Annotated in this window: 19 protein-coding genes; 10 read left to right on the forward strand and 9 right to left on the reverse strand. The window is 56.5% G+C overall.

Annotated elements, in window-relative coordinates:
* Positions 1 to 25: 25 nt before the first annotated feature.
* The 6 genes from E0E37_RS01580 to E0E37_RS01605 all read right to left on the reverse strand — a co-directional run bounded on the left by E0E37_RS01580 (position 26) and on the right by E0E37_RS01605 (position 5,481).
* Entirely contained in the window at positions 26 to 1,426 is a 1,401-nt protein-coding gene (locus E0E37_RS01580) for a YfcC family protein (protein WP_130861253.1), read from the reverse strand.
* Positions 1,427 to 1,630: 204 nt separating this feature from the next.
* Complete coding sequence (locus tag E0E37_RS01585; protein WP_130861218.1) at positions 1,631 to 2,443, reverse strand: MerR family transcriptional regulator; 813 nt, start codon at positions 2,441 to 2,443, stop codon at positions 1,631 to 1,633.
* 156 nt (positions 2,444 to 2,599) lie between these two features.
* Positions 2,600 to 3,403: a transglutaminase-like domain-containing protein gene (locus E0E37_RS01590; protein WP_130861219.1), complete on the reverse strand. Its 804-nt coding sequence runs from the start codon at positions 3,401 to 3,403 to the stop codon at positions 2,600 to 2,602.
* Positions 3,404 to 3,514: 111 nt separating this feature from the next.
* Positions 3,515 to 3,739: a hypothetical protein gene (locus tag E0E37_RS01595; protein WP_246019600.1), complete on the reverse strand. Its 225-nt coding sequence runs from the start codon at positions 3,737 to 3,739 to the stop codon at positions 3,515 to 3,517.
* Positions 3,740 to 3,803: 64 nt separating this feature from the next.
* The gene (locus tag E0E37_RS18770) at positions 3,804 to 4,256 is read right to left on the reverse strand and encodes a hypothetical protein (RefSeq protein ID WP_246019601.1); all 453 of its coding nucleotides are present in this window, start codon (positions 4,254 to 4,256) and stop codon (positions 3,804 to 3,806) included.
* A complete protein-coding gene (locus E0E37_RS01605; protein ID WP_130861221.1) occupies positions 4,249 to 5,481 on the reverse strand; it encodes a BTAD domain-containing putative transcriptional regulator in 1,233 nt (410 codons plus the stop codon). The genes E0E37_RS18770 and E0E37_RS01605 overlap by 8 nt, the downstream gene beginning before the upstream one ends.
* A 336-nt stretch (positions 5,482 to 5,817) precedes the next feature.
* On the opposite strand from E0E37_RS01605, the gene E0E37_RS01610 reads away from it, so the two are divergent.
* The 10 genes from E0E37_RS01610 to uraA all read left to right on the forward strand — a co-directional run bounded on the left by E0E37_RS01610 (position 5,818) and on the right by uraA (position 13,470).
* Complete coding sequence (locus E0E37_RS01610; protein ID WP_130861222.1) at positions 5,818 to 6,501, forward strand: class D sortase; 684 nt, start codon at positions 5,818 to 5,820, stop codon at positions 6,499 to 6,501.
* A 4-nt stretch (positions 6,502 to 6,505) separates the two neighbouring features.
* Positions 6,506 to 7,573, forward strand: a complete 1,068-nt coding sequence (locus E0E37_RS01615) for a type II secretion system F family protein (protein ID WP_130861223.1) — start codon at positions 6,506 to 6,508, stop codon at positions 7,571 to 7,573.
* Positions 7,574 to 7,628: 55 nt separating this feature from the next.
* Entirely contained in the window at positions 7,629 to 7,994 is a 366-nt protein-coding gene (locus E0E37_RS01620) for a hypothetical protein (RefSeq protein WP_246019602.1), read from the forward strand.
* A gap of 31 nt (positions 7,995 to 8,025) precedes the next feature.
* Entirely contained in the window at positions 8,026 to 8,532 is a 507-nt protein-coding gene (locus tag E0E37_RS01625) for a DUF4860 domain-containing protein (RefSeq protein ID WP_165445152.1), read from the forward strand.
* The gene (locus E0E37_RS01630; protein ID WP_130861225.1) at positions 8,525 to 9,013 is read left to right on the forward strand and encodes a hypothetical protein; all 489 of its coding nucleotides are present in this window, start codon (positions 8,525 to 8,527) and stop codon (positions 9,011 to 9,013) included. Before E0E37_RS01625 ends, E0E37_RS01630 begins: the two co-directional genes overlap by 8 nt.
* A complete protein-coding gene (locus tag E0E37_RS01635; RefSeq protein WP_130861226.1) occupies positions 9,010 to 9,405 on the forward strand; it encodes a hypothetical protein in 396 nt (131 codons plus the stop codon). The genes E0E37_RS01630 and E0E37_RS01635 overlap by 4 nt, the downstream gene beginning before the upstream one ends.
* A gap of 52 nt (positions 9,406 to 9,457) precedes the next feature.
* Entirely contained in the window at positions 9,458 to 10,528 is a 1,071-nt protein-coding gene (locus E0E37_RS01640) for a type IV pilus twitching motility protein PilT (protein WP_130861227.1), read from the forward strand.
* A 183-nt stretch (positions 10,529 to 10,711) separates the two neighbouring features.
* Complete coding sequence (locus E0E37_RS01645; protein ID WP_246019603.1) at positions 10,712 to 11,743, forward strand: SPFH domain-containing protein; 1,032 nt, start codon at positions 10,712 to 10,714, stop codon at positions 11,741 to 11,743.
* 68 nt (positions 11,744 to 11,811) lie between these two features.
* Positions 11,812 to 11,988, forward strand: a complete 177-nt coding sequence (locus E0E37_RS01650) for a ribbon-helix-helix domain-containing protein (RefSeq protein WP_130861228.1) — start codon at positions 11,812 to 11,814, stop codon at positions 11,986 to 11,988.
* A 186-nt stretch (positions 11,989 to 12,174) separates the two neighbouring features.
* Complete coding sequence (uraA, locus tag E0E37_RS01655; RefSeq protein ID WP_130861229.1) at positions 12,175 to 13,470, forward strand: uracil permease; 1,296 nt, start codon at positions 12,175 to 12,177, stop codon at positions 13,468 to 13,470.
* A 98-nt stretch (positions 13,471 to 13,568) separates the two neighbouring features.
* On the opposite strand, the gene E0E37_RS01660 is transcribed toward uraA, so the two are convergent.
* From E0E37_RS01660 to spoIID, 3 genes are all read right to left on the reverse strand, one after another.
* On the reverse strand, positions 13,569 to 14,183 hold the full coding sequence (locus E0E37_RS01660) for a hypothetical protein (RefSeq protein ID WP_130861230.1): 615 nt from the start codon (positions 14,181 to 14,183) through the stop codon (positions 13,569 to 13,571).
* 14 nt (positions 14,184 to 14,197) lie between these two features.
* On the reverse strand, positions 14,198 to 16,063 hold the full coding sequence (locus tag E0E37_RS01665; protein WP_130861231.1) for a TolB-like translocation protein: 1,866 nt from the start codon (positions 16,061 to 16,063) through the stop codon (positions 14,198 to 14,200).
* A 110-nt stretch (positions 16,064 to 16,173) separates the two neighbouring features.
* A complete protein-coding gene (gene spoIID / locus E0E37_RS01670) occupies positions 16,174 to 17,190 on the reverse strand; it encodes a stage II sporulation protein D (RefSeq protein ID WP_130861232.1) in 1,017 nt (338 codons plus the stop codon).
* Positions 17,191 to 17,333: the final 143 nt, after the last annotated feature.

Below are 17,333 nucleotides of genomic sequence, written 5' to 3' on the forward strand. Positions count from 1 at the left end.
TCATACCTCTTTTCTCCCTGCCGCTCTACATCGGACCGTAATTGGTCGCGATCGCGCCCATGATGAAGGCTACCTGCAGTACGAATCCCAACAGGAAGAACGGGATGATAAATCTGTAATACTTATTCAGCGGGATCCTGACCATAGCGCAGACGATCAGCATGAAGCCGGTAGGCCAGATCAGGTTGGAGAATCCGTCTCCGAACTGGAAGATCAGCACTGCGATCTGACGGTTCATGCCGATCAGGTCCGCGATGGGCGTCATGATAGGCATGGACACGGCCGCCTGACCGGAACCGGACGGGATCAGGAGATTCAGGAAGGTCTGGAAGATCAGCATTCCCACTCCGCTGATGTACAGCGACAGTCCTTCCAGCATGCTGACGCAGGCGTGGATGATCGTGTCCAGAATATTTCCTTTGGTGATGACGACCAGAATGCCTCTGGCCACTCCGACGATAATAGCCGCCAGAACGCCGTTGGACAGCCCCTGTACCAGGATCTGCGCGATCTTACTGGGGTTCCACTTGTTGATAAAGCCCACGACGATGGCCACGATCATAAAGATCGCCGCTACCTGATTGATATACCAGCCCAGTTTGATCAGGCCGAAAGCCATGAAGCCCACGCCGGCGAACAGCGCCAGCAGGGACAGTTTTCTCTGGGTGTTGAAGGGAGTTTCCATCCGGCTTTCGTCTACTTCCAGATCGGAATAGTCGATACCGTAGACCAGACTTTTCGTGGGATCTTTTTTCACGCGATTCGCATACCACAGCACATAGCTCACAGTGAAGGCCGTCATGACCACCAAAACCAGCAGCCGATATTCCAGTCCGGAAAACATGGGCAGCTCTGCGATGGTCTGCGCTACGCCGATGCTGAAGGGATTGACCGTAGCAGACGCAAAGCCCACTCCCACAGGAATGACGGAGATGCCCACGCCGACCAGCGCGTCATAGCCCAAAGCCATGGAGACCGCCACGAAAATAGGCGCGAATGCGATGATCTCTTCATATGAGATGGTACCGGTGGATGCCCATGCAGAGAGGATCACCATCAAGACCACCAGAATAGCGTTGGCAAACTGTGGATTTTTTCTGGTTTTCCGCACCATCACCGCGATAGCCGCGTCGATGGTTCCGGTGCGTTCCAGCAGATAAAGACAGGAGAATGCACAGAATATCAGAAAGGTGATATTGGCCGCCTCGATCAGGCCTTCCTCGATGGACACGAACATTTCAAAGGGATTGACCGGAGTACGTTCCACATAAGTAAAGGTGGTCGGGTCGATGATCATTTTGCCGCTGGCTTCATCCAGCACCCGTGAATACTGACCCGCGGGAATAATGTAGGTGGCGATAGTTGCCACGATGATAGCGATCAGAAGAATGACTAAGATGTGGGGAAATTCCTTTTTCTTTTTCATTTCAGACACGATAAAACCTCCTCAATCGGCGCAAGCATGCTTAACAAAGCATACCGTCCATTGCCGTTCTCGCTGCAGGGCCCTGAAAAAAGGTCCCGGCAGCCAAAGAATTAACAGCAACCACATCGCGATGAGGTTTGGTATACTATATACGGTAAACTATTGACCAGGTCCAATGTCAAGGGGTTTTCCAAAATATATTTTTTATTTCACAGGGACCCACACCTCATAGTAATCCGTATTCTGACGCTTGTCGTTTCTCATGGAGATAACGCGCAGCAAAATGTCCCCCGTGAGCACAAATCCATTTTCGATCACATACCGCTTCAGTTCGAGGATGGAGTCGTAGTCCACATTGGTGTAAAACTTCAGTATCGTATAGATACATTTGCGGTAATGTACCACGCGAAAGCGATCCCGCGGAAAATCGGCGCGCTCTGCCAGCTTCTCGTCATCTTTCAGGGTGACGGCGTAGGAGAATTTCTTTTTGCAGGTATTCACATCATCGAACTCATCGGATAAAAACAGATCCTTATCCACCACAAAAGTAAACTTGGGAACGTGGTAGTCGGTCAGTTCCGAGAAGTCCTTCGTGGTCTCGATCAGCGAGTCGCCCACATCCTTGTAGATGAAGACCGGGCTCTCCGTGATCTCGATCTTGCCCAGATCCGTCACGGCGCTGCGAAAACAGATCTTGTAATCCCACACGATGCTCCTCAGCCGCTTCATCTCCTCGATCTTTTCTTCGATCAGCCGCTCCTGAGTCTCCATCACCTCCGCCGCATGCTCGATGGAGCTCTCGTTCATCATCACCCGGATCTCTTCCAGAGAAAGATTGATCTTTCTCAGCTCGATCACATAGGCCAGACAGATAAAGTCCTCTCTTGAGTAGTGCCGGTAACCGTTTTTCTCGCTTTTTTTCGGCGTCACGATCCCCGCCTTGTCGTACAGCCGGATGGTATCCCTGCTCACCCCAAAATGCTGCGCCAACTCCCCTACCAGATACTCCTGTTTCATCTCGATCCCTCCGTTTTTCACCGCAGCCGCCGCTTATGCCGTCTCCGCCCCGGGCGCTTTTTCCCGGCAAGCGGTCTTGCCGCAACAGCCGTCGCCGCCGGCTATATTTAAAAAACCGGGAATATCCAACTCCCGGTTTTATCACACTGCTCCGCTCTAGTACTGCGACGCCTTTTTGTATTTGTCCGCCTGTTTGACCATGGTAAACGGTTTCGAGCTGGCGTTGGCCTGCAGATCGTAAGTGGGGTCCACCACGATCCACTGTTTTTTCGCCGCGTCGTACACCTCGTTCCAGGCGTGATAGCCCACCGCATAATCCGGCGCATATCCCTTTACCAGCTTCGCCGGTATGCCCTCGCTTCTCAGCATCGCCGCGTAAAGACTGGAAAAATCATAGCAGATACCGCTGCGGGCAGCCAGCGTGGAATCCGGCACCGGCAGATAAGTGCTGGGCAGGGACGCCAGTTTATTCTGATCGTACTTATTATTTTTCGCCATATAATTCCACAGAATATTCGCCTTTTTCTCCAGATCCGGCTCATTCTTGGTGAGTTCCACCGCCTTGGCCACTGTCTGAGGATTGACGCTCCACTCTATGCTCTGTACGGAATTCAGGTAAACCGCATTGGGATCGCTCAGATCCAGCGTCACTTTCTCCGAAGCCAGTACCTTGTACTTGCCGTCCGAAGTCTGCTGATACAGCGTGATCTTGTAATCCCCGTTTCCCATCTGCAGCGGAAAACTCTCTTTTTTCCCCGTGTTGTTCAGGTCGTAGGTGTAGGTCGTGGACCCGCCTCCCTGGATCTGTACCTTCAGACGTGTATCGGCGGTACAGGCCACCTTGATGACCCCTTTGTCCAGAGCGCTGGTATCGAAATACTCCGCGCCTGAAGACGCCGCAACGGACGCCGCAAACAGGATACAGACCACTGCCACGATGACTCCTGTTTTTCGTTTCATTTTATTCAATCCCTTCTCTTACATTCAGCGCGCAGGACCGGCCCCTCCCGCAGGCTCACCTTCCCGCGGACGATTCTGCCCTATGTCTGCCGCCGGGCGGCAGATCCCACGCTACCAGTCGGCCAGTTCTTCCTCACAGGGAGCCGCCTCCGCCATGAGTTTCATCAGCTCCAGCTCGCTGCGGAAATTGCGCGTCTTCTGACCCTCCAGCCAGGAAATGCTTCCCTGCCAGGTGGCGTTGCGCGCAAACTGGATCTTTATAGTAAACGTAGCGCTTTCACTTTTCTTTTCAGCCCGCTTCTTTTCCGTGCTGCCTTCTCTCTCCGTCTGTAACACAGGTGCCTCCTCCATACAAAAAATTAGCTTGATTGTATGGTAACACTGCTCTGTCACAATCAGGTCATAGATCCTTTCCCCGCTCTATATCCAGAGCGTTCATGATCAGCGTTATGAGTTCCAGCTCGCTGCGAAACCGCCGGGTCGTCTGCCGGTCCGCCCGTCTCAGCGTTCCCTGCCAGGTCGCCCCCTGCCGGAACTGCACGTGGAGAATAAAATCAGGCTGCCGGTCCGGTATCGCGCCGTCCTCCACATCCTTTACATGCTCCGGCATGGCCTCCCGTTTTTCGGGAGCGCTCTCACCGAAGGTGCGCCGCCTGGTGGCGGCCATGGGAAAATTTACATAATCCAAAAATTCATCCAGATAGCTGAACAGCTGACCCACGCTGGAATAGTCGATGCGAAAACCGTAATAATCGTTCACCAGAACTCCCGCCAGATCGTGATCCTTTTTTTCTGCGTACATGCGGAACAGTGAGATATTGGCCGATATCTTCCCTCTTTCCGGATCATTCATGACGTTTCTCCTCCAGTTCAACGGGATCCAGCGCTCTCACCTGACCGTGCACCTCGACCTTCTGCCCCATTTTGCAGGCGTTGATCTGACGGATCAGGCGATCCAGCACCATCCCCATATTTTCATATGTAATATTCGCCAGCATGATCAGGAACTGAGCCCGGCCGTACCGGCAAACCATGTCGTCTTTTCTCAGGAAGGACGAGATGACTGTGGTCATATTATCCACGATCCTCTCCAGCATCTCCGGCCGGATCTCCGCGCCGTCCCTGCCGGTGGCGGTCAGCAGCGCGATGTAGATGGAACTGCCGCTGCGCAGCGCAGCCCTGGCCTGCAGGCGGTAGATCGAGCGGAACACTTCAAAATTGCACATGAGCGCTCCCTTTACCTCCGTATCCTCCTTCAGTTCCTCCTTGATCGCCGCCAGATCCCGCTCGAACTCCGCATTCTGGTTGATCACATCCATGTAGATCTTGGTGATCGTGTCGGAAGGCTTGACGCCCAGTTCATCCAGATACAGGCGGCAGACGAATTCGTAGTGTTCACGGGCTTTTTTCTGATTGTTGGATCCCACCAGAGCGCGAATCAGATTGATGTGGTTCACTTCCACAAAAGGATCGCAGGCGATGGCCGCCCGGCATGCATCCTCCGCTTCCGCATACCTCTGATCTTCCAGCAGCATGCCGCTGAGCACTGCCGCGGCCTCCATGAAAAGCCTCTGATAATAGGCGGTCTGCGACTGCGCCCACTGCTTGTAGGACGCCTGAGGCATGTAATTGCCCTTATAAAGGGACACCGCCCGGGAGTAATGCTGATAGATCTCTTCCCGGGAAAGCCCCTGCTGCTTAGCCCGCTTCAGCTCTTCCTCAAACAGATCGGTATCAAAGACGCAGGGCGCCTCCATATTCCAGCTGTAAGTGCCGTGCTTGAACACGATATAATCAGAGGCCGGCAGCCCCAGACTGTTTTTCAGCGTAGTCCTCAGACGGTAGGCCAGGTTTTTCAGCGCGTTTGCCGGATCCTCGGCGTCGCCTTCTTCCCACAGCGCCTCTATGATCCGGTCCAGAGAGTTCTCCCTGCCCCGGTTTGCCGCTATGTACTCCAGCAGGTTCCAGACCTGCTTTGCCCTGACGCTCTCCCCCGAAAGTACTTTTCCGTTATATGTCAGACAGAAATCCCCCAGCATCTGCACCTGCAACATATCTTTTTCTGTTGAACTCTCCATATCCCTGCTGCCCCTTTCCATCCGGCCATAAGCATTCATATTATTATACCCTAATAATGACTGCTTGAAAACATTTATTCTCGTTTTTTCAACATCTGTCGGCAGCCGGTCCGGCACGTCCGGCTTTTCATATCTCCGCCGCAGAATTCTCACGGGCCCTTTCCGCTCTTCCGTATCCCCCTTCTTGCTTTTCCTCCCCGCTTTTAATATAATGAGGGTATTCTCAAGCGCGCTGCGCAGTCTCCCCAGGCGGCCGGTCTCAAAACAGATGCGGACGCCCGCGTTCCTGCGGCAGGCCGGCAGCGCTCCGATAACCGAAAGGAACCGTACCTCACTATGAAAAAACTATCCGCCCTGCTGATCCTTTTCGGCCTGGTCCTGATCGCCGTCCCGCTGGCGGGACGGGGCTTTACTTATCTGGAACAGCAGCGGCTTCTGCGGGAATATCAGGCCGGTCTGGATGAGTCCGAAGGCGGGCCGTCCATCATGGACGAAGCCTTTCAGGACCAGGTGGCGGACGTCCCCGATCTCACCGGCGCCGGTATAGACGGCCCAGGGGAAGGCGTTTCCGATCCGGCGTCCGGGACGGACAAAAAAATTCCCGCGGCAGTGATCGGCTCCATCCGGATCCCTTCCATCAAAAGCGATCTTCTTCTGTTGGAAGGCTCTTCCGCCAGAGAACTGCGCTACGGCGCCGGACACGTGACCGGCACCGCCATGCCTGGAACTGCGGGAAACTGCGCGGTGGCAGGTCACCGCAACTATACCTTCGGCACGTATTTTTCCAGACTGGACGAGGTGGCTCCAGGGGATGAGATCATCGCAGAATATGAAGGCAGGACCTATACTTATATCGCCGCTGAAAGTTTTCTGGTCCTCCCCACAGACACCTGGGTCCTGGACGCACCGGAGGACGGCGAAGAAAAACAGATCACACTGATCACCTGCGCCCCGAAGGGCAGCAATACGCATCGGCTCATCGTGCGCGGCACGCTGGCCGGCGTGGAAACGGAGGAATAATTTTATGGCACAGCAACAGTCCAAACACGATCAGCAGAAAGCGGCGGCGCTTTCCTCCCGCAGTTTGGCGATTTTCTGCGAGCAGACCGCCATGCTGCTGCGCTCCGGCATGCTCCTCTCCGACAGTATGCGCCTTCTGGCCGAAGACGCGCCCGAGGGCTCTCTTCGGGAGGCTCTCGCCGCCGCCTGCGGAGAACTTGACGACAGCCGTTCATTCAGCGACGCTTTAAAAAAGGCCGGCGTTTTTCCTGCTCATCTGATCCATATGGCTGAGATCGGCTCAGAATCCGGCAGCCTGGACAGCGTCATGGCGTCCATGGCCGATTATTACCGAAAGCTGGATTCCATGCAGGAAGCGCTGAAAAGCGCCGTCCTGTACCCTGCGGTCCTCATCGCCATGATGGCCGCCGTGCTGATCCTCATCTCCGCAAAGGTCCTTCCTGTCTTTCAGACGGTCCTGCAGAGCCTGGGCGCGGAGCTGTCTCCCGCCGCCCTGGTCATCATGCGCTTCGGCAGTCTGTTTACCCGCTTTTCCTGGCTGGCCGTGGGTCTCATGGCGCTGATCCTGTGCGCCGTTGTTTTTTTCAGATCTACCCAGAAAGGGCGGTCGGTCTTTGCCGGCCGAATGGCAGATACGAGGATGGCGGATTCCATGTCGCTGGCTTCCCTGGCTTCTTCCATGGCAGCGCTTCTGGCAAGCGGCGCGGATACGGAACGGGCCCTGGAGCTTTCCATTCCCCTCATCCGCAGCCGCAGGGTCGAACAAAAGGCCCGGGAATGCCGGCGTCTTCTGACGGAAGAACACCTGTCCTTTGCCGACGCATTGGAACGGTCGGAGCTGTTTTCCCGCATGCTGACCGGAATTCTGACTACAGGCGTCAGAGCGGGAACTCCGGATCAGGCCATGCGTTACGCCGCCGATCTCTGCACCGACCGCTTTGAGCGGGACGCCGCCGCCAGGCTGGCCCTGATCGAGCCCATATCCGTAGCGGTCCTCTCGGTATTGATCGGCATCATACTGGTATCTGTCATGCTGCCGCTGCTGGGAGTCATGTCCGCTATCGGAGCCTGACCGCCGCGCCCCCGCCGGGCGGCCCGAAAATATAAATGAGAGGAGGCGGCGTCCTATGCCGCATAACCATCGTCAAAATTCCAAATTGCAGGAACAGAGCCCCTTCCGTGAAAAGACCCGCGGACCCGTCCGCGGTCTGGCCGGTCCGCTTATCCTCTTTCTGCTGCTGATGCTCTTTCTCTGGACGGGATCCTCCGCGGTCTCCCAGAGTTCCGGCAGAGAGAGCGGCCGCATTCTGGAGGATGCGGTGCGGCGCGCCGTGGTCCAGTGCTATGTCTGCGAGGGGATGTATCCCCCGGACCTGCAGTATCTGACCGATCACTACGGGTTGTCCGTGGACACAGACAACTTTATCGTTCACTACGAGGCCTTCGCCTCCAATCTATTTCCCACTATCACAGTCATTTCTCTGAATGACTGAAGGGGAACCGGCCCACCGGGAGGAGTTTTCCATGGATTCACGCATCAATAACCAGCGCAGAAAAGAATACCGCTCGCCGGATACCCTGTGTATTCTGCTGCTTCTCTGCGTCTTTGCCTTTTCCGCTCTGATGATGGCGGTCTTTGGCGCCAACGCTTACACGCGGATCTCCACGCAGAAAGAACTGCATTTTCAGCGCACCACCCCGCTCTTTTACATCGCCGGGAAGGTCCGTCAGACCGGCGCGCCCGCAGCGGTCCGCCAGGACCAGTGCGGCGGCGTTCCGGCTCTGGTCTTCACCTCCGACGACGGCGGAGAGCCCTGCGAAACCTGGATCTATGAATACGACGGTTCTCTGTACGAGCTTTACATCGACGCGGGCGCCGAATTTGAACCGGCGGACGGCACTCCGATCCTGGACAGCGACGGCCTGTCTTTTCACCTGGACGGAGGCCGGCTGACCCTGACCGCCGCCGGCCAGAACGGCCAACGCTCAGAGATGACGCTGACGCTCCGGGGAGGTGAGGCAGATGAATAGCGCAGATCGACCCCGCTCCGCAGGCGTCTCCCGCCTGAGCGTATTTCTCTTGGAGCTGATCATCGTCATCGTGTTCTTTGCCATGGCCTCCGCCGTTCTGCTTCAGGTCTTTGCCAAAGCCGACCAGCTGTCCGACAGAGCAGAAAACCTGTCCTGCGCCGCAGCTGCGGCGACAGACGCTGCGGAAGGGCAGCGGATTCTCTCTCCCGAAGAGATCGAGACCCGGCGATATTATTACGATGAAAACTGGGAACCGCTGGCCGAAGGCAGCGGCCCGCCCTCATTTTACGCGGAAGCGGCACCGGAATTCAGCGTCGGCGAAGCCGGCACTCTGGTTTCTTTTACCATCACCGTCCGCCAGATCGGAGAGAGCCGGAAGGATGCAGACCAGATCCCTTTGTATACCCTTCAGACAAAAAAGTATTATTCCGGAAAGTACCCGCAGAGCGACGGGACTCAGGAGAAGGAGGAAGTCCAATGAACCGTAAACTGAACATGTCTTTCGGAACGGGCGCGCCTGTCATCCTCCTGGTCTTCGTAGTCCTGTGCCTGACCGTTCTGGCCTCCCTGTCTCTCATGACCGCCCTCTCCGACTTTCGGCTGACAGAAAAAAGCACGGATTATACCGCCGCTTACTATGCTGCGGACAGCGCGGCGGAAGCCTGGCTTGCGGAAGTGGACGCCGGTCTTTCCCGCGGGACGCTCCCGGAGAGCGTCACCGCCTCCTTTCCCGTGACAGACCGTCAGGCGCTGCAGGTCACCATCAGCGTCACCGACGGCCGGCTGCGGCTTCTGGAAGAAAAACTGACCGCCGTGGAAGTCTGGGATTACGACGAACACCTGCCCCAGTTCAGCGACGTCATCGTGGAGTAACCGGCCGTCCGCCGGATCCACAGCAAGTTTTATATCATGATGGAGGAAACCAATGGATTTTAATCTCTTTCTGGAGCGGATCACCGGACAGAAGGCCAGCGAGGTCTTTATCGTCGCGGGCCGCGCCCTGTCCTACTCAGTCAATAAACGCATCCTGACGGAAGGCGGCCGCCTGATGCCCGGAGATACGGAATCGCTGATCCGTCAGCTGTACGCTATGGCGGGCCGGGATATTCAGCCCTACCTGCAGAGCCACGACGACGATTTCTCGTTTTCCATCTCCAATCTGGGCCGCTTCCGCGTCAACACCTTTATGCAGCGGGGCACCATGGCTGCCGTGCTGCGCGTGGTAGCTTTTCGGCTTCCCGATCCGACGGAGCTCGGCATACCGGAAACAGTCGTAGATCTTTCATCCATGACAAAAGGCCTGGTCCTGGTCACCGGTCCCGCGGGCAGCGGAAAGTCCACCACTCTGGCCTGTCTGATCGATCGGATCAACCAGAGCAGGGAGGCCCACATCATCACGCTGGAAGATCCTCTTGAATACCTGCATCAGCACAAAAAAAGCATCGTGACCCAGCGGGAGGTTCCTCTGGATACCGCCAGCTACGGCATGGGCCTGCGGGCCGCTCTGCGGGAAGCTCCAAATGTGATCCTCCTCGGCGAGATGAGGGACTACGACACTATCGCCACCGCCATGTCCGCGGCGGAGACCGGCCTGCTGGTCCTCTCCACCCTTCACACCCTGGGCGCGGCCAACACAGTAGACCGCATCATCGACGTTTTTCCGCCCAACCAGCAGCAGCAGGTCCGCGTTCAGCTTTCCATGGTCCTGAACGCCGTGGTCTGCCAGCAGCTGATCCCCTCGGAGAAAGGCCTTCCCGTTCCCGCTTTCGAGATCATGATCTGCAACAATGCCATCCGCACGATGATCCGTGACGCCAAGGTCCACCAGATCGATTCTGTCATCTACAGTTCCTCCGATCAGGGGATGATCGGCATGGACAAAAGTCTCCTGAACCTCTTCAGCGCCGGCGTTATCTCCCGGGAAAACGCCCTTCTGTACAGTCTCAACCAGGAATCCATGCGCCGCAGCCTGGACAACCTGTCGAAAAATAGTTGACAACCTCGAAATATGTGATATTATTTTGATATCACATAGATTTCATTTTGTGTGCAGCCTCTGTCCTGCCGGCAGGCTCCGCGCAGATCCGAACGGACCGGTCCGTCCGGTACCGGCGGTGCCGCACGCCTGCGGAGGGCAGACTCCAACGCGCACAATGGATCACAAAAGGGGGTTTTTATAATGGATGAAACAAAACGCGCAGACTTTCAGATGGAAGAGAAACAGGCTCCGGGAGTGGGCGGCATGCCCATGCTTCTTCTGAATATTTTTCTCATGATAGCCGCGGTGGCGCTGATCGTGCTGGGCGCTTCCATCGCCTGGTATTCCGCCGCTCTCTGCGTACTTTTCTGTCTGGTAGGGGCATGCTATCTCGTCATCGCCGCTCCTATCATTTTCTGTGGTCTCAAGGTGCTCAAACCCAACGAGGCCTACGTGCTGACGCTGTTCGGCAAATACTACGGAACGCTGAAGGGACCCGGATTTTTCTTTGTCAACCCCTTCGTCACCGCAGCCAATCCCGCGTCTGAAACTATCGCTGCGGCGCCGGCCCCTTCTGATAACGGCAGCGCCGCCGTCACCATCAAGGGCGTCTCTATCAACGGCCAGACCATAACTACAGGAAAAAAGAAGATCTCTCTGAAGGCCATGACCCTCTCCAACGACAGGCAGAAGATCAACGACCAACTGGGAAATCCCATCATCATCGGGATCGTGGTCATCTGGAAGGTGGTAAACACCGCCAAGGCAGTGTTCAATGTGGATAATTATCAGGAGTACCTGTCGATCCAGTGCGACTCCGCGCTGAGAAACATCGTGCGCCTCTACCCTTATGATATCGCAGAAGGCAGCGACGAGAGCTCTCTGCGGGGCAGCAGTCAGGAAGTCGCCGAAAAGCTCAAGGAAGAAATTCAGTCTAAGGTAAATATCGCCGGCCTTGAGATCACGGAGGCCCGGATCACCCATCTGGCCTACGCGCCGGAGATCGCCGCCGCCATGCTGCAGCGCCAGCAGGCAGCCGCCATCATCGACGCCAGAAAGATGATCGTGGACGGAGCCGTAAGCATGGTGGAAATGGCTCTGAACAAGCTGTCCGAAGGCGATATCGTGGAACTGGACGATGAGCGCAAGGCTGCCATGGTCAGCAATCTGCTGGTGGTGCTCTGCGGCAACAAAGACGCCCAGCCCATCGTCAACAGCGGCTCGCTCTACTAACAGCGGGCAGAAAACCACGCGGGCCGGGAGAATGCCGCCGGCTCCATTGCGAGGAGGCCGAAGGAATCGTGGAAAACAAAGAGAAAAGCAAAAAACAGGTTCCCCTTCGTCTTTCCGCCGTATTGTATGAAGAACTCGCCGCCTGGGCGGAGGACGAATTCAGATCCGTCAACGGACAGATCGAGTATCTGCTTACCGAATGTGTAAAGCGCCGAAAAAACGGATCGAAAACCCATAAAGAATGAGCGAAGGCGGACAGGTCGGATCTCGATCCTTCCGCAGCGGGCAGAGAATGGACGCCGGACCGGCCTTTCTCCGCCCGCTTTTTTGTGAGCATATTTTCTTTTTTAGGGGTTGCATCTTTTTGCGCGGGATGGTATTATTATTCGAGTTAAATTTTCAGTGGTCAAAACAAAGGAGGAAAAGTAGCAATGAGTGAGTTACGAAAAGTCATTCAAGTAGACGAGCGCGTGCCCCTGGGTCAGTGCATCCCGCTCAGTATTCAGCATTTATTCGCCATGTTCAGCGCATCTGTACTGGTTCCCGCGATCTTCGGCATAAACCCCGCAGTGGTGCTGGTCATGAACGGTATCGGTACCCTTCTTTATATATTTCTCACAAAAGGCAAAGCGCCAGCCTTCTTAGGTTCCAGCTTTGCTTTTATTTCGCCCACACTTATCATACTGGCAAACCCGAACCTCGGTTTTCAATACGCCTTAGGCGGTTTCATTGTTTCCGGGGCTTTATTTTGTGTGGCCGCCGGCATTATTAAAGTATTCGGCACGAAATGGATCGATGTTCTGCTGCCCACTGCGGCTATGGGGCCTGTTGTGGCGCTCATCGGCCTGGAGCTGGCGGGCAGCGCCGCAGGCATGGGCGGTCTGGTCCTGAGCGATACGTACACGGAGATCAATCCCTCCTTCGTCCTGGTATTTGTGATCACTCTGGGCACAGCCGTTTTCGGCTCCGTGCTCTTCCGCAAATTCTTCAGCGCCATCCCGGTGCTTATCGCTATCGTGGTGGGCTATCTCGTCTCCCTGCCTCTGGGCCTGGTGGACTTCAGCGCCGTATCTGAGGCGGGCTGGTTCGCCATGCCCAATTTCAGCGCTCCCAAGTGGAATATGAGCGCTGTCATGATCATTCTCCCGGCTACATTAGTCGTCATCTCCGAGCACATCGGCCATCAGATCGTGACCGGAAAGATCGTCGGAAGGGATATCATCAAAGACCCGGGACTTCACAGAACTCTGCTGGGCGACGGACTGTCCACCATGATCTCCGGTTTCTGCGGTTCCGTTCCCACCACTACCTACGGAGAGAACATGGGCGTCATGGCCATCACCAGAGTCTACAGCGTATGGGTGATCGGCGGAGCCGGGATCCTCTCCCTGCTTCTGGGCTTCATCGGAAAGATCTCCGCCCTCATTATGACGATCCCCGATCCGGTCATGGGCGGCGTGTCCTTCCTGCTCTACGGAATGATCGCCTCCTCCGGTCTGCGTCTGCTGGTGGAAGGCAAGGTCAACTACGACAGATCCAGAAATCTGGCCCTGACCTCCGTGGTCTTCGTCACCGGACTGTCCGGCGCTTTCATTCAGATCGGAGAGGTGCAGCTGAAGGGCATGGCCCTGGCTACCATCGTCGCCATGCTCCTGTCCCTGATATTCTACATCATCGACAGAGCCAATCTGTCCAACGACGAAGGCGTCTCCGACACCATCCAGTAGTCCCCTGCCCCTCATAGAACCAAAAACCGGCAGCCGGCGGTCCCGGAGTTTTTCTGAAAGCTCCGTTCCGCCGGCTGCCGGTTTTCATTTCTCATCTGTCAGTACAGGCCCTTCTCTGTGATCTCAGTCATATCTGTCACCGTCCACTCTCCGTCCTCCGCCTCCAGCGTCACCCGCCGGCGCAGCATGGTCTCCGTTCCCCGGCCCCATTCCGCAACTTCAAGCACCACAGGGTTCTCGTCATACGTGGAATAATCCAGTTCCCTCAGACGGAACAACACACCGTCGTCAAAGGACGTATTGTCCCTCAGATATCCTCCCCTGGCCAGCTGTACCTGATTCTTGTCCAGGACCTCCGTCCCGTAGCGGTCAGAGAGTTCGGACAGGAATCGTTTTTTGTCATCCTTTGATCCAAATCCCGTCATATAGCGGGTGTCCACCGCGATATAATTCATGCCTTCTTCTTCCGCAAACGCCTCGGGGTCCTCCAACTGACCGATGGCCGTCAGATAGGCTTCCACCGGATCGCCCAGCGTATCCGACGGCGCCCCGCATCCGGTCAGCAGAATGGAAAGCATGGCCAGGACCCAGACCACAGAGGTCATGGCCCGCCTGATCTTATCCCGTTGTTCTTCCTGATCCCTTCCGGCTCCGGCTTCGGGCTCTGTTGCCGCTCCCATCCCCGCTTCCAGTTCTTTTTCTTCCTTGGCCATTTTACGATTCCCCGCTACTTCTTCATGCGCCAGCTGTCGTTTTCAAACCGCAGCGTAAGCCCGGAGAGGGACGCTCCCTCATGAGCCGAGCGAAGCTTCAGTGCGTCTGCCTTCATCTCATTGTTCATAAAATATCCGCCTGTAATTTTGAGCACCATTCCGTCCTCAAAATACCCGTCTTCGTTCAGATATCCCTCCTGCCCCAGCTGGGTGTAGGTGCGGTCCAGAACCTGAACGCCCCATTTTTCCGCGGCCATGGAGATCAGCTCCGCTTTCTGCGCATCAGTGAGCCACAGCATGTCCGTGGTATCCAGCGCCAGATACCGGAGTCCTTCCTCCTGTACCGCGCCTTCCGTGGCCGTCCCGGCCGTCCCGGCCGTCTCGCCCTCTCCTCCGCCGGAGCCGCTCTCAGAGGATCCCAATACGGGCTGATTCAGCTGAGGACTTTCCTCGTAAATACGCTCCAGTATCAACATATAAGCCCGCGCCATGACCGACGCGTCTCTCGTCTTCGCTCTGTCCTGGGCCCGCGCCTCGTCGATCTCCACAGCGGTCTCCGCCGCGTTCTGCGTACCCCCGTTCTGACCGTTGCTGCCGTTCTCCCCGGCTCCGTCTCCTTCCCCGCCGGCCTGTTCTTCCGCTCTCAGGTCCAGAACCCAGGTAGACCCGGTCTCCTGCCCGTCCCATTCTTCTCTCACGGTGATCAGCAGTCTGCTGCTGTCGATCCACCAATAGTTCTTAATGCTGGTCTCCACACCTTCCCCGATCCGCACGGCGTCGATCTTTCTCTCGCCGCCGTCCTTGACGCTCAGGATCTGCAGATACCGGTCGGCGCTGTAGGGATCCGGCGCGGTTAGATAGGCCAGCTGCGTGCCGTTCCGGTTCATTTTAGGCTCGCCCCGCATACTCCCCTCGTCCAGCTGATGATCCAGGATCAGCTCAGTCTTGCCGGCCTGGTCCACCCGATACGCCTGGATCCCCCTCTCGTCGGAGGATGCGATCACCGCGCCGCCGGCCGCGTATACCCGCATATCCTCGGGAGGATTTTCTCCAAAGAGCTCCAGCTCCGTGCGCCGGCCATGGGGATCCGCCAGAAAAACAGACATTCCGCCGCCGTCCTCCGTCTCTCCTCCCGCGCGTCTCTCCACGCACAGCAGCATGCCATCGCTGACCCAGCCTTCGGCCGTGAGATCCACGCCCGGTCCTTCCCCGGCCAGCAGCTGTTTCTCCGTCTGATCCTGCATGTCGTACAGCCATATCTCCTGCCCTGTCTGTCCGGCCGCCTGCGTGAGATCGGACCCGAAAGCCAGCAGCTTTTCATCAGGGGAAGGCAGCACGCCGGAATACGGGTACAGATAAGTCTGCTCCCCCCATTTCTCAAAAGCGGAATTGTAGATCTGCTCAAAAGGCATGCCGGTATAATCACCGTTCCCCAGCAGCTCAAGCTCCCCCTTCTCGATATGATAGAGCCACAGCTCCGGTGAATTCACCTGGATCAGGATCGCGTTCCGCTTCGGCAGGTACTGCGTGCCTATTCCAGACAGATCCCGATCCCGTGCCCTCAGCTGTTCCTTCGCCTTCTCCAGCTCGCCCCTGTAATCAAAGCCGCTGCTGATCAGCGATACCTTGTCTGTCTTCAGGTCGGCGTGATAGATCTCCTCCGGCTCCTCGTACCCCATACGCTGAATGAACAGACCCTTCGTCCCCATATATTCAGGCATTGTAAAGGGCATATATTCTCCGTCGGCGACCTTCATCCATTTCACATAAGACTTCTTGGGCTTATCCTCAATGTGGGCTTTTGGCGCGCAGCCCGTCAGAATGGACGCGCAAAGCAGCAATCCGGCCAGAGCCGCGGCGGCACCTCTCATTTTTTTCATCTGCGTTCTCCTCTTTTTCCATCCTGCTATCATTATACGATAGACTGGCGAAAAAAAACAGAGGATAATGCGGCGCCTGCCTGTTCCGGCAAAAAAGCACTCGGTTATTTTTACTGTGCCGTGACCGGCTTCACTTCCACGCCGCTGTAGTAATGGCTCAGGATATCTGTGTAGCCGAAGCCCGCCTTCGCCATGCCGTTTGCCCCATACTGACTCATACCTACGCCGTGGCCGTAGCCGGTGGTAGTGAACACGATATCGCTGCCTGTAAAGCTGATGGTGAAATTGGCGGAGCGCAGCCCGAAAAGATCCCGCACCCTGCGCCCTGTGACCGACGCGTTTCCCACCTTCATGGTCTCCACCCGGCCTCCCTCGCTGTGCTCTGTGATCTTGACCGTGTCCCTGCTGATCGTTCCGGCGTTTGGATACACGCTTTTGATCTTTGAGGCGAAGGTGGCCATGCTGATGCTGACGCTCTCCCCCTGATGGGGCGCGTCCTCCTCATAGGGACTGTCAACACTGCGCAGATAAGGCAGCGCGGAAGTAAACACGTCTTCCGAATTCTCTGTTTTCCCCCCGCTGGAGGAGTGAAACAGGGGCTGTTCCACCAGCGCCCCCTGGTAGTACATCACCTGACCCGCCGTGGCCTCCACGGCTTCTGAAATCTTTTTATACCCCTCCGCCATCCACTGGTCGCCTTTCAGCTTTTTCAGCTCCTCCTCCGTCCTGTAGACCTGGCAGTGCACATCGTCGCACAGCGGGGCGTCCGGATGCTCCGCTGGATTTCCCGTGGCGGAACGTCTCACCTTGGAGACGGCATACGTGCGGGCGGCCACGGCCTGCGCCTTCAGCGCCTCCACCTCAAAAGTGCTCGGCATCTCCCCCGCCACCACGCCCTTCACATATTCTTCCAACGGGACGGAGACCACCTTCCCGCTCTCATGGCGGTAGACATTGATCTGAATATCCGGCCCTGGAGCCTGCGTCTGACCGGGCACAGGCGGTTTTTCACCGGATCCCTGGGGATACAGGCCCACAATGATCCCGGGCAGCACAATCAAAGAAAAAATCACTGTAAAACAGATCACGGCGGTATACTTAACGATCTCCCTCTGGTATCGCTTCATCCTGCACCTCCACACTAAAAGATTCGCTTAACGCTGCCGGCCGTTCAGCCGCGTCTCTTCCGGCCTTGTCCCTTTTTCCGGCGGCTTGTACTTCACTCTCTATTTATATGCGAAGGGCTGGGGATAAGAACAAAAAAAGAAAA

It is taken from the genome of Bacilliculturomica massiliensis, assembly GCF_900605495.1.
Lineage (GTDB): Bacteria > Bacillota > Clostridia > Peptostreptococcales > Anaerovoracaceae > Bacilliculturomica > Bacilliculturomica massiliensis.

Bases quoted from the DNA above. Each gene is read 5' to 3' on its own strand.
- E0E37_RS01580 (WP_130861253.1), bottom strand. From the start codon at position 1,426: ATGAAAAAGAAAAAGGAATTTCCCCACATCTTAGTCATTCTTCTGATC.
- E0E37_RS01585 (WP_130861218.1), bottom strand. From the start codon at position 2,443: ATGAAACAGGAGTATCTGGTAGGGGAGTTGGCGCAGCATTTTGGGGTG.
- E0E37_RS01590 (WP_130861219.1), bottom strand. From the start codon at position 3,403: ATGAAACGAAAAACAGGAGTCATCGTGGCAGTGGTCTGTATCCTGTTT.
- E0E37_RS18770 (WP_246019601.1), bottom strand. From the start codon at position 4,256: ATGAATGATCCGGAAAGAGGGAAGATATCGGCCAATATCTCACTGTTC.
- E0E37_RS01605 (WP_130861221.1), bottom strand. From the start codon at position 5,481: ATGGAGAGTTCAACAGAAAAAGATATGTTGCAGGTGCAGATGCTGGGG.
- E0E37_RS01610 (WP_130861222.1), top strand. From the start codon at position 5,818: ATGAAAAAACTATCCGCCCTGCTGATCCTTTTCGGCCTGGTCCTGATC.
- E0E37_RS01615 (WP_130861223.1), top strand. From the start codon at position 6,506: ATGGCACAGCAACAGTCCAAACACGATCAGCAGAAAGCGGCGGCGCTT.
- E0E37_RS01620 (WP_246019602.1), top strand. From the start codon at position 7,629: ATGCCGCATAACCATCGTCAAAATTCCAAATTGCAGGAACAGAGCCCC.
- E0E37_RS01625 (WP_165445152.1), top strand. From the start codon at position 8,026: ATGGATTCACGCATCAATAACCAGCGCAGAAAAGAATACCGCTCGCCG.
- E0E37_RS01630 (WP_130861225.1), top strand. From the start codon at position 8,525: ATGAATAGCGCAGATCGACCCCGCTCCGCAGGCGTCTCCCGCCTGAGC.
- E0E37_RS01635 (WP_130861226.1), top strand. From the start codon at position 9,010: ATGAACCGTAAACTGAACATGTCTTTCGGAACGGGCGCGCCTGTCATC.
- E0E37_RS01640 (WP_130861227.1), top strand. From the start codon at position 9,458: ATGGATTTTAATCTCTTTCTGGAGCGGATCACCGGACAGAAGGCCAGC.
- E0E37_RS01645 (WP_246019603.1), top strand. From the start codon at position 10,712: ATGGATGAAACAAAACGCGCAGACTTTCAGATGGAAGAGAAACAGGCT.
- uraA (WP_130861229.1), top strand. From the start codon at position 12,175: ATGAGTGAGTTACGAAAAGTCATTCAAGTAGACGAGCGCGTGCCCCTG.
- E0E37_RS01660 (WP_130861230.1), bottom strand. From the start codon at position 14,183: ATGGCCAAGGAAGAAAAAGAACTGGAAGCGGGGATGGGAGCGGCAACA.
- E0E37_RS01665 (WP_130861231.1), bottom strand. From the start codon at position 16,063: ATGAAAAAAATGAGAGGTGCCGCCGCGGCTCTGGCCGGATTGCTGCTT.
- spoIID (WP_130861232.1), bottom strand. From the start codon at position 17,190: ATGAAGCGATACCAGAGGGAGATCGTTAAGTATACCGCCGTGATCTGT.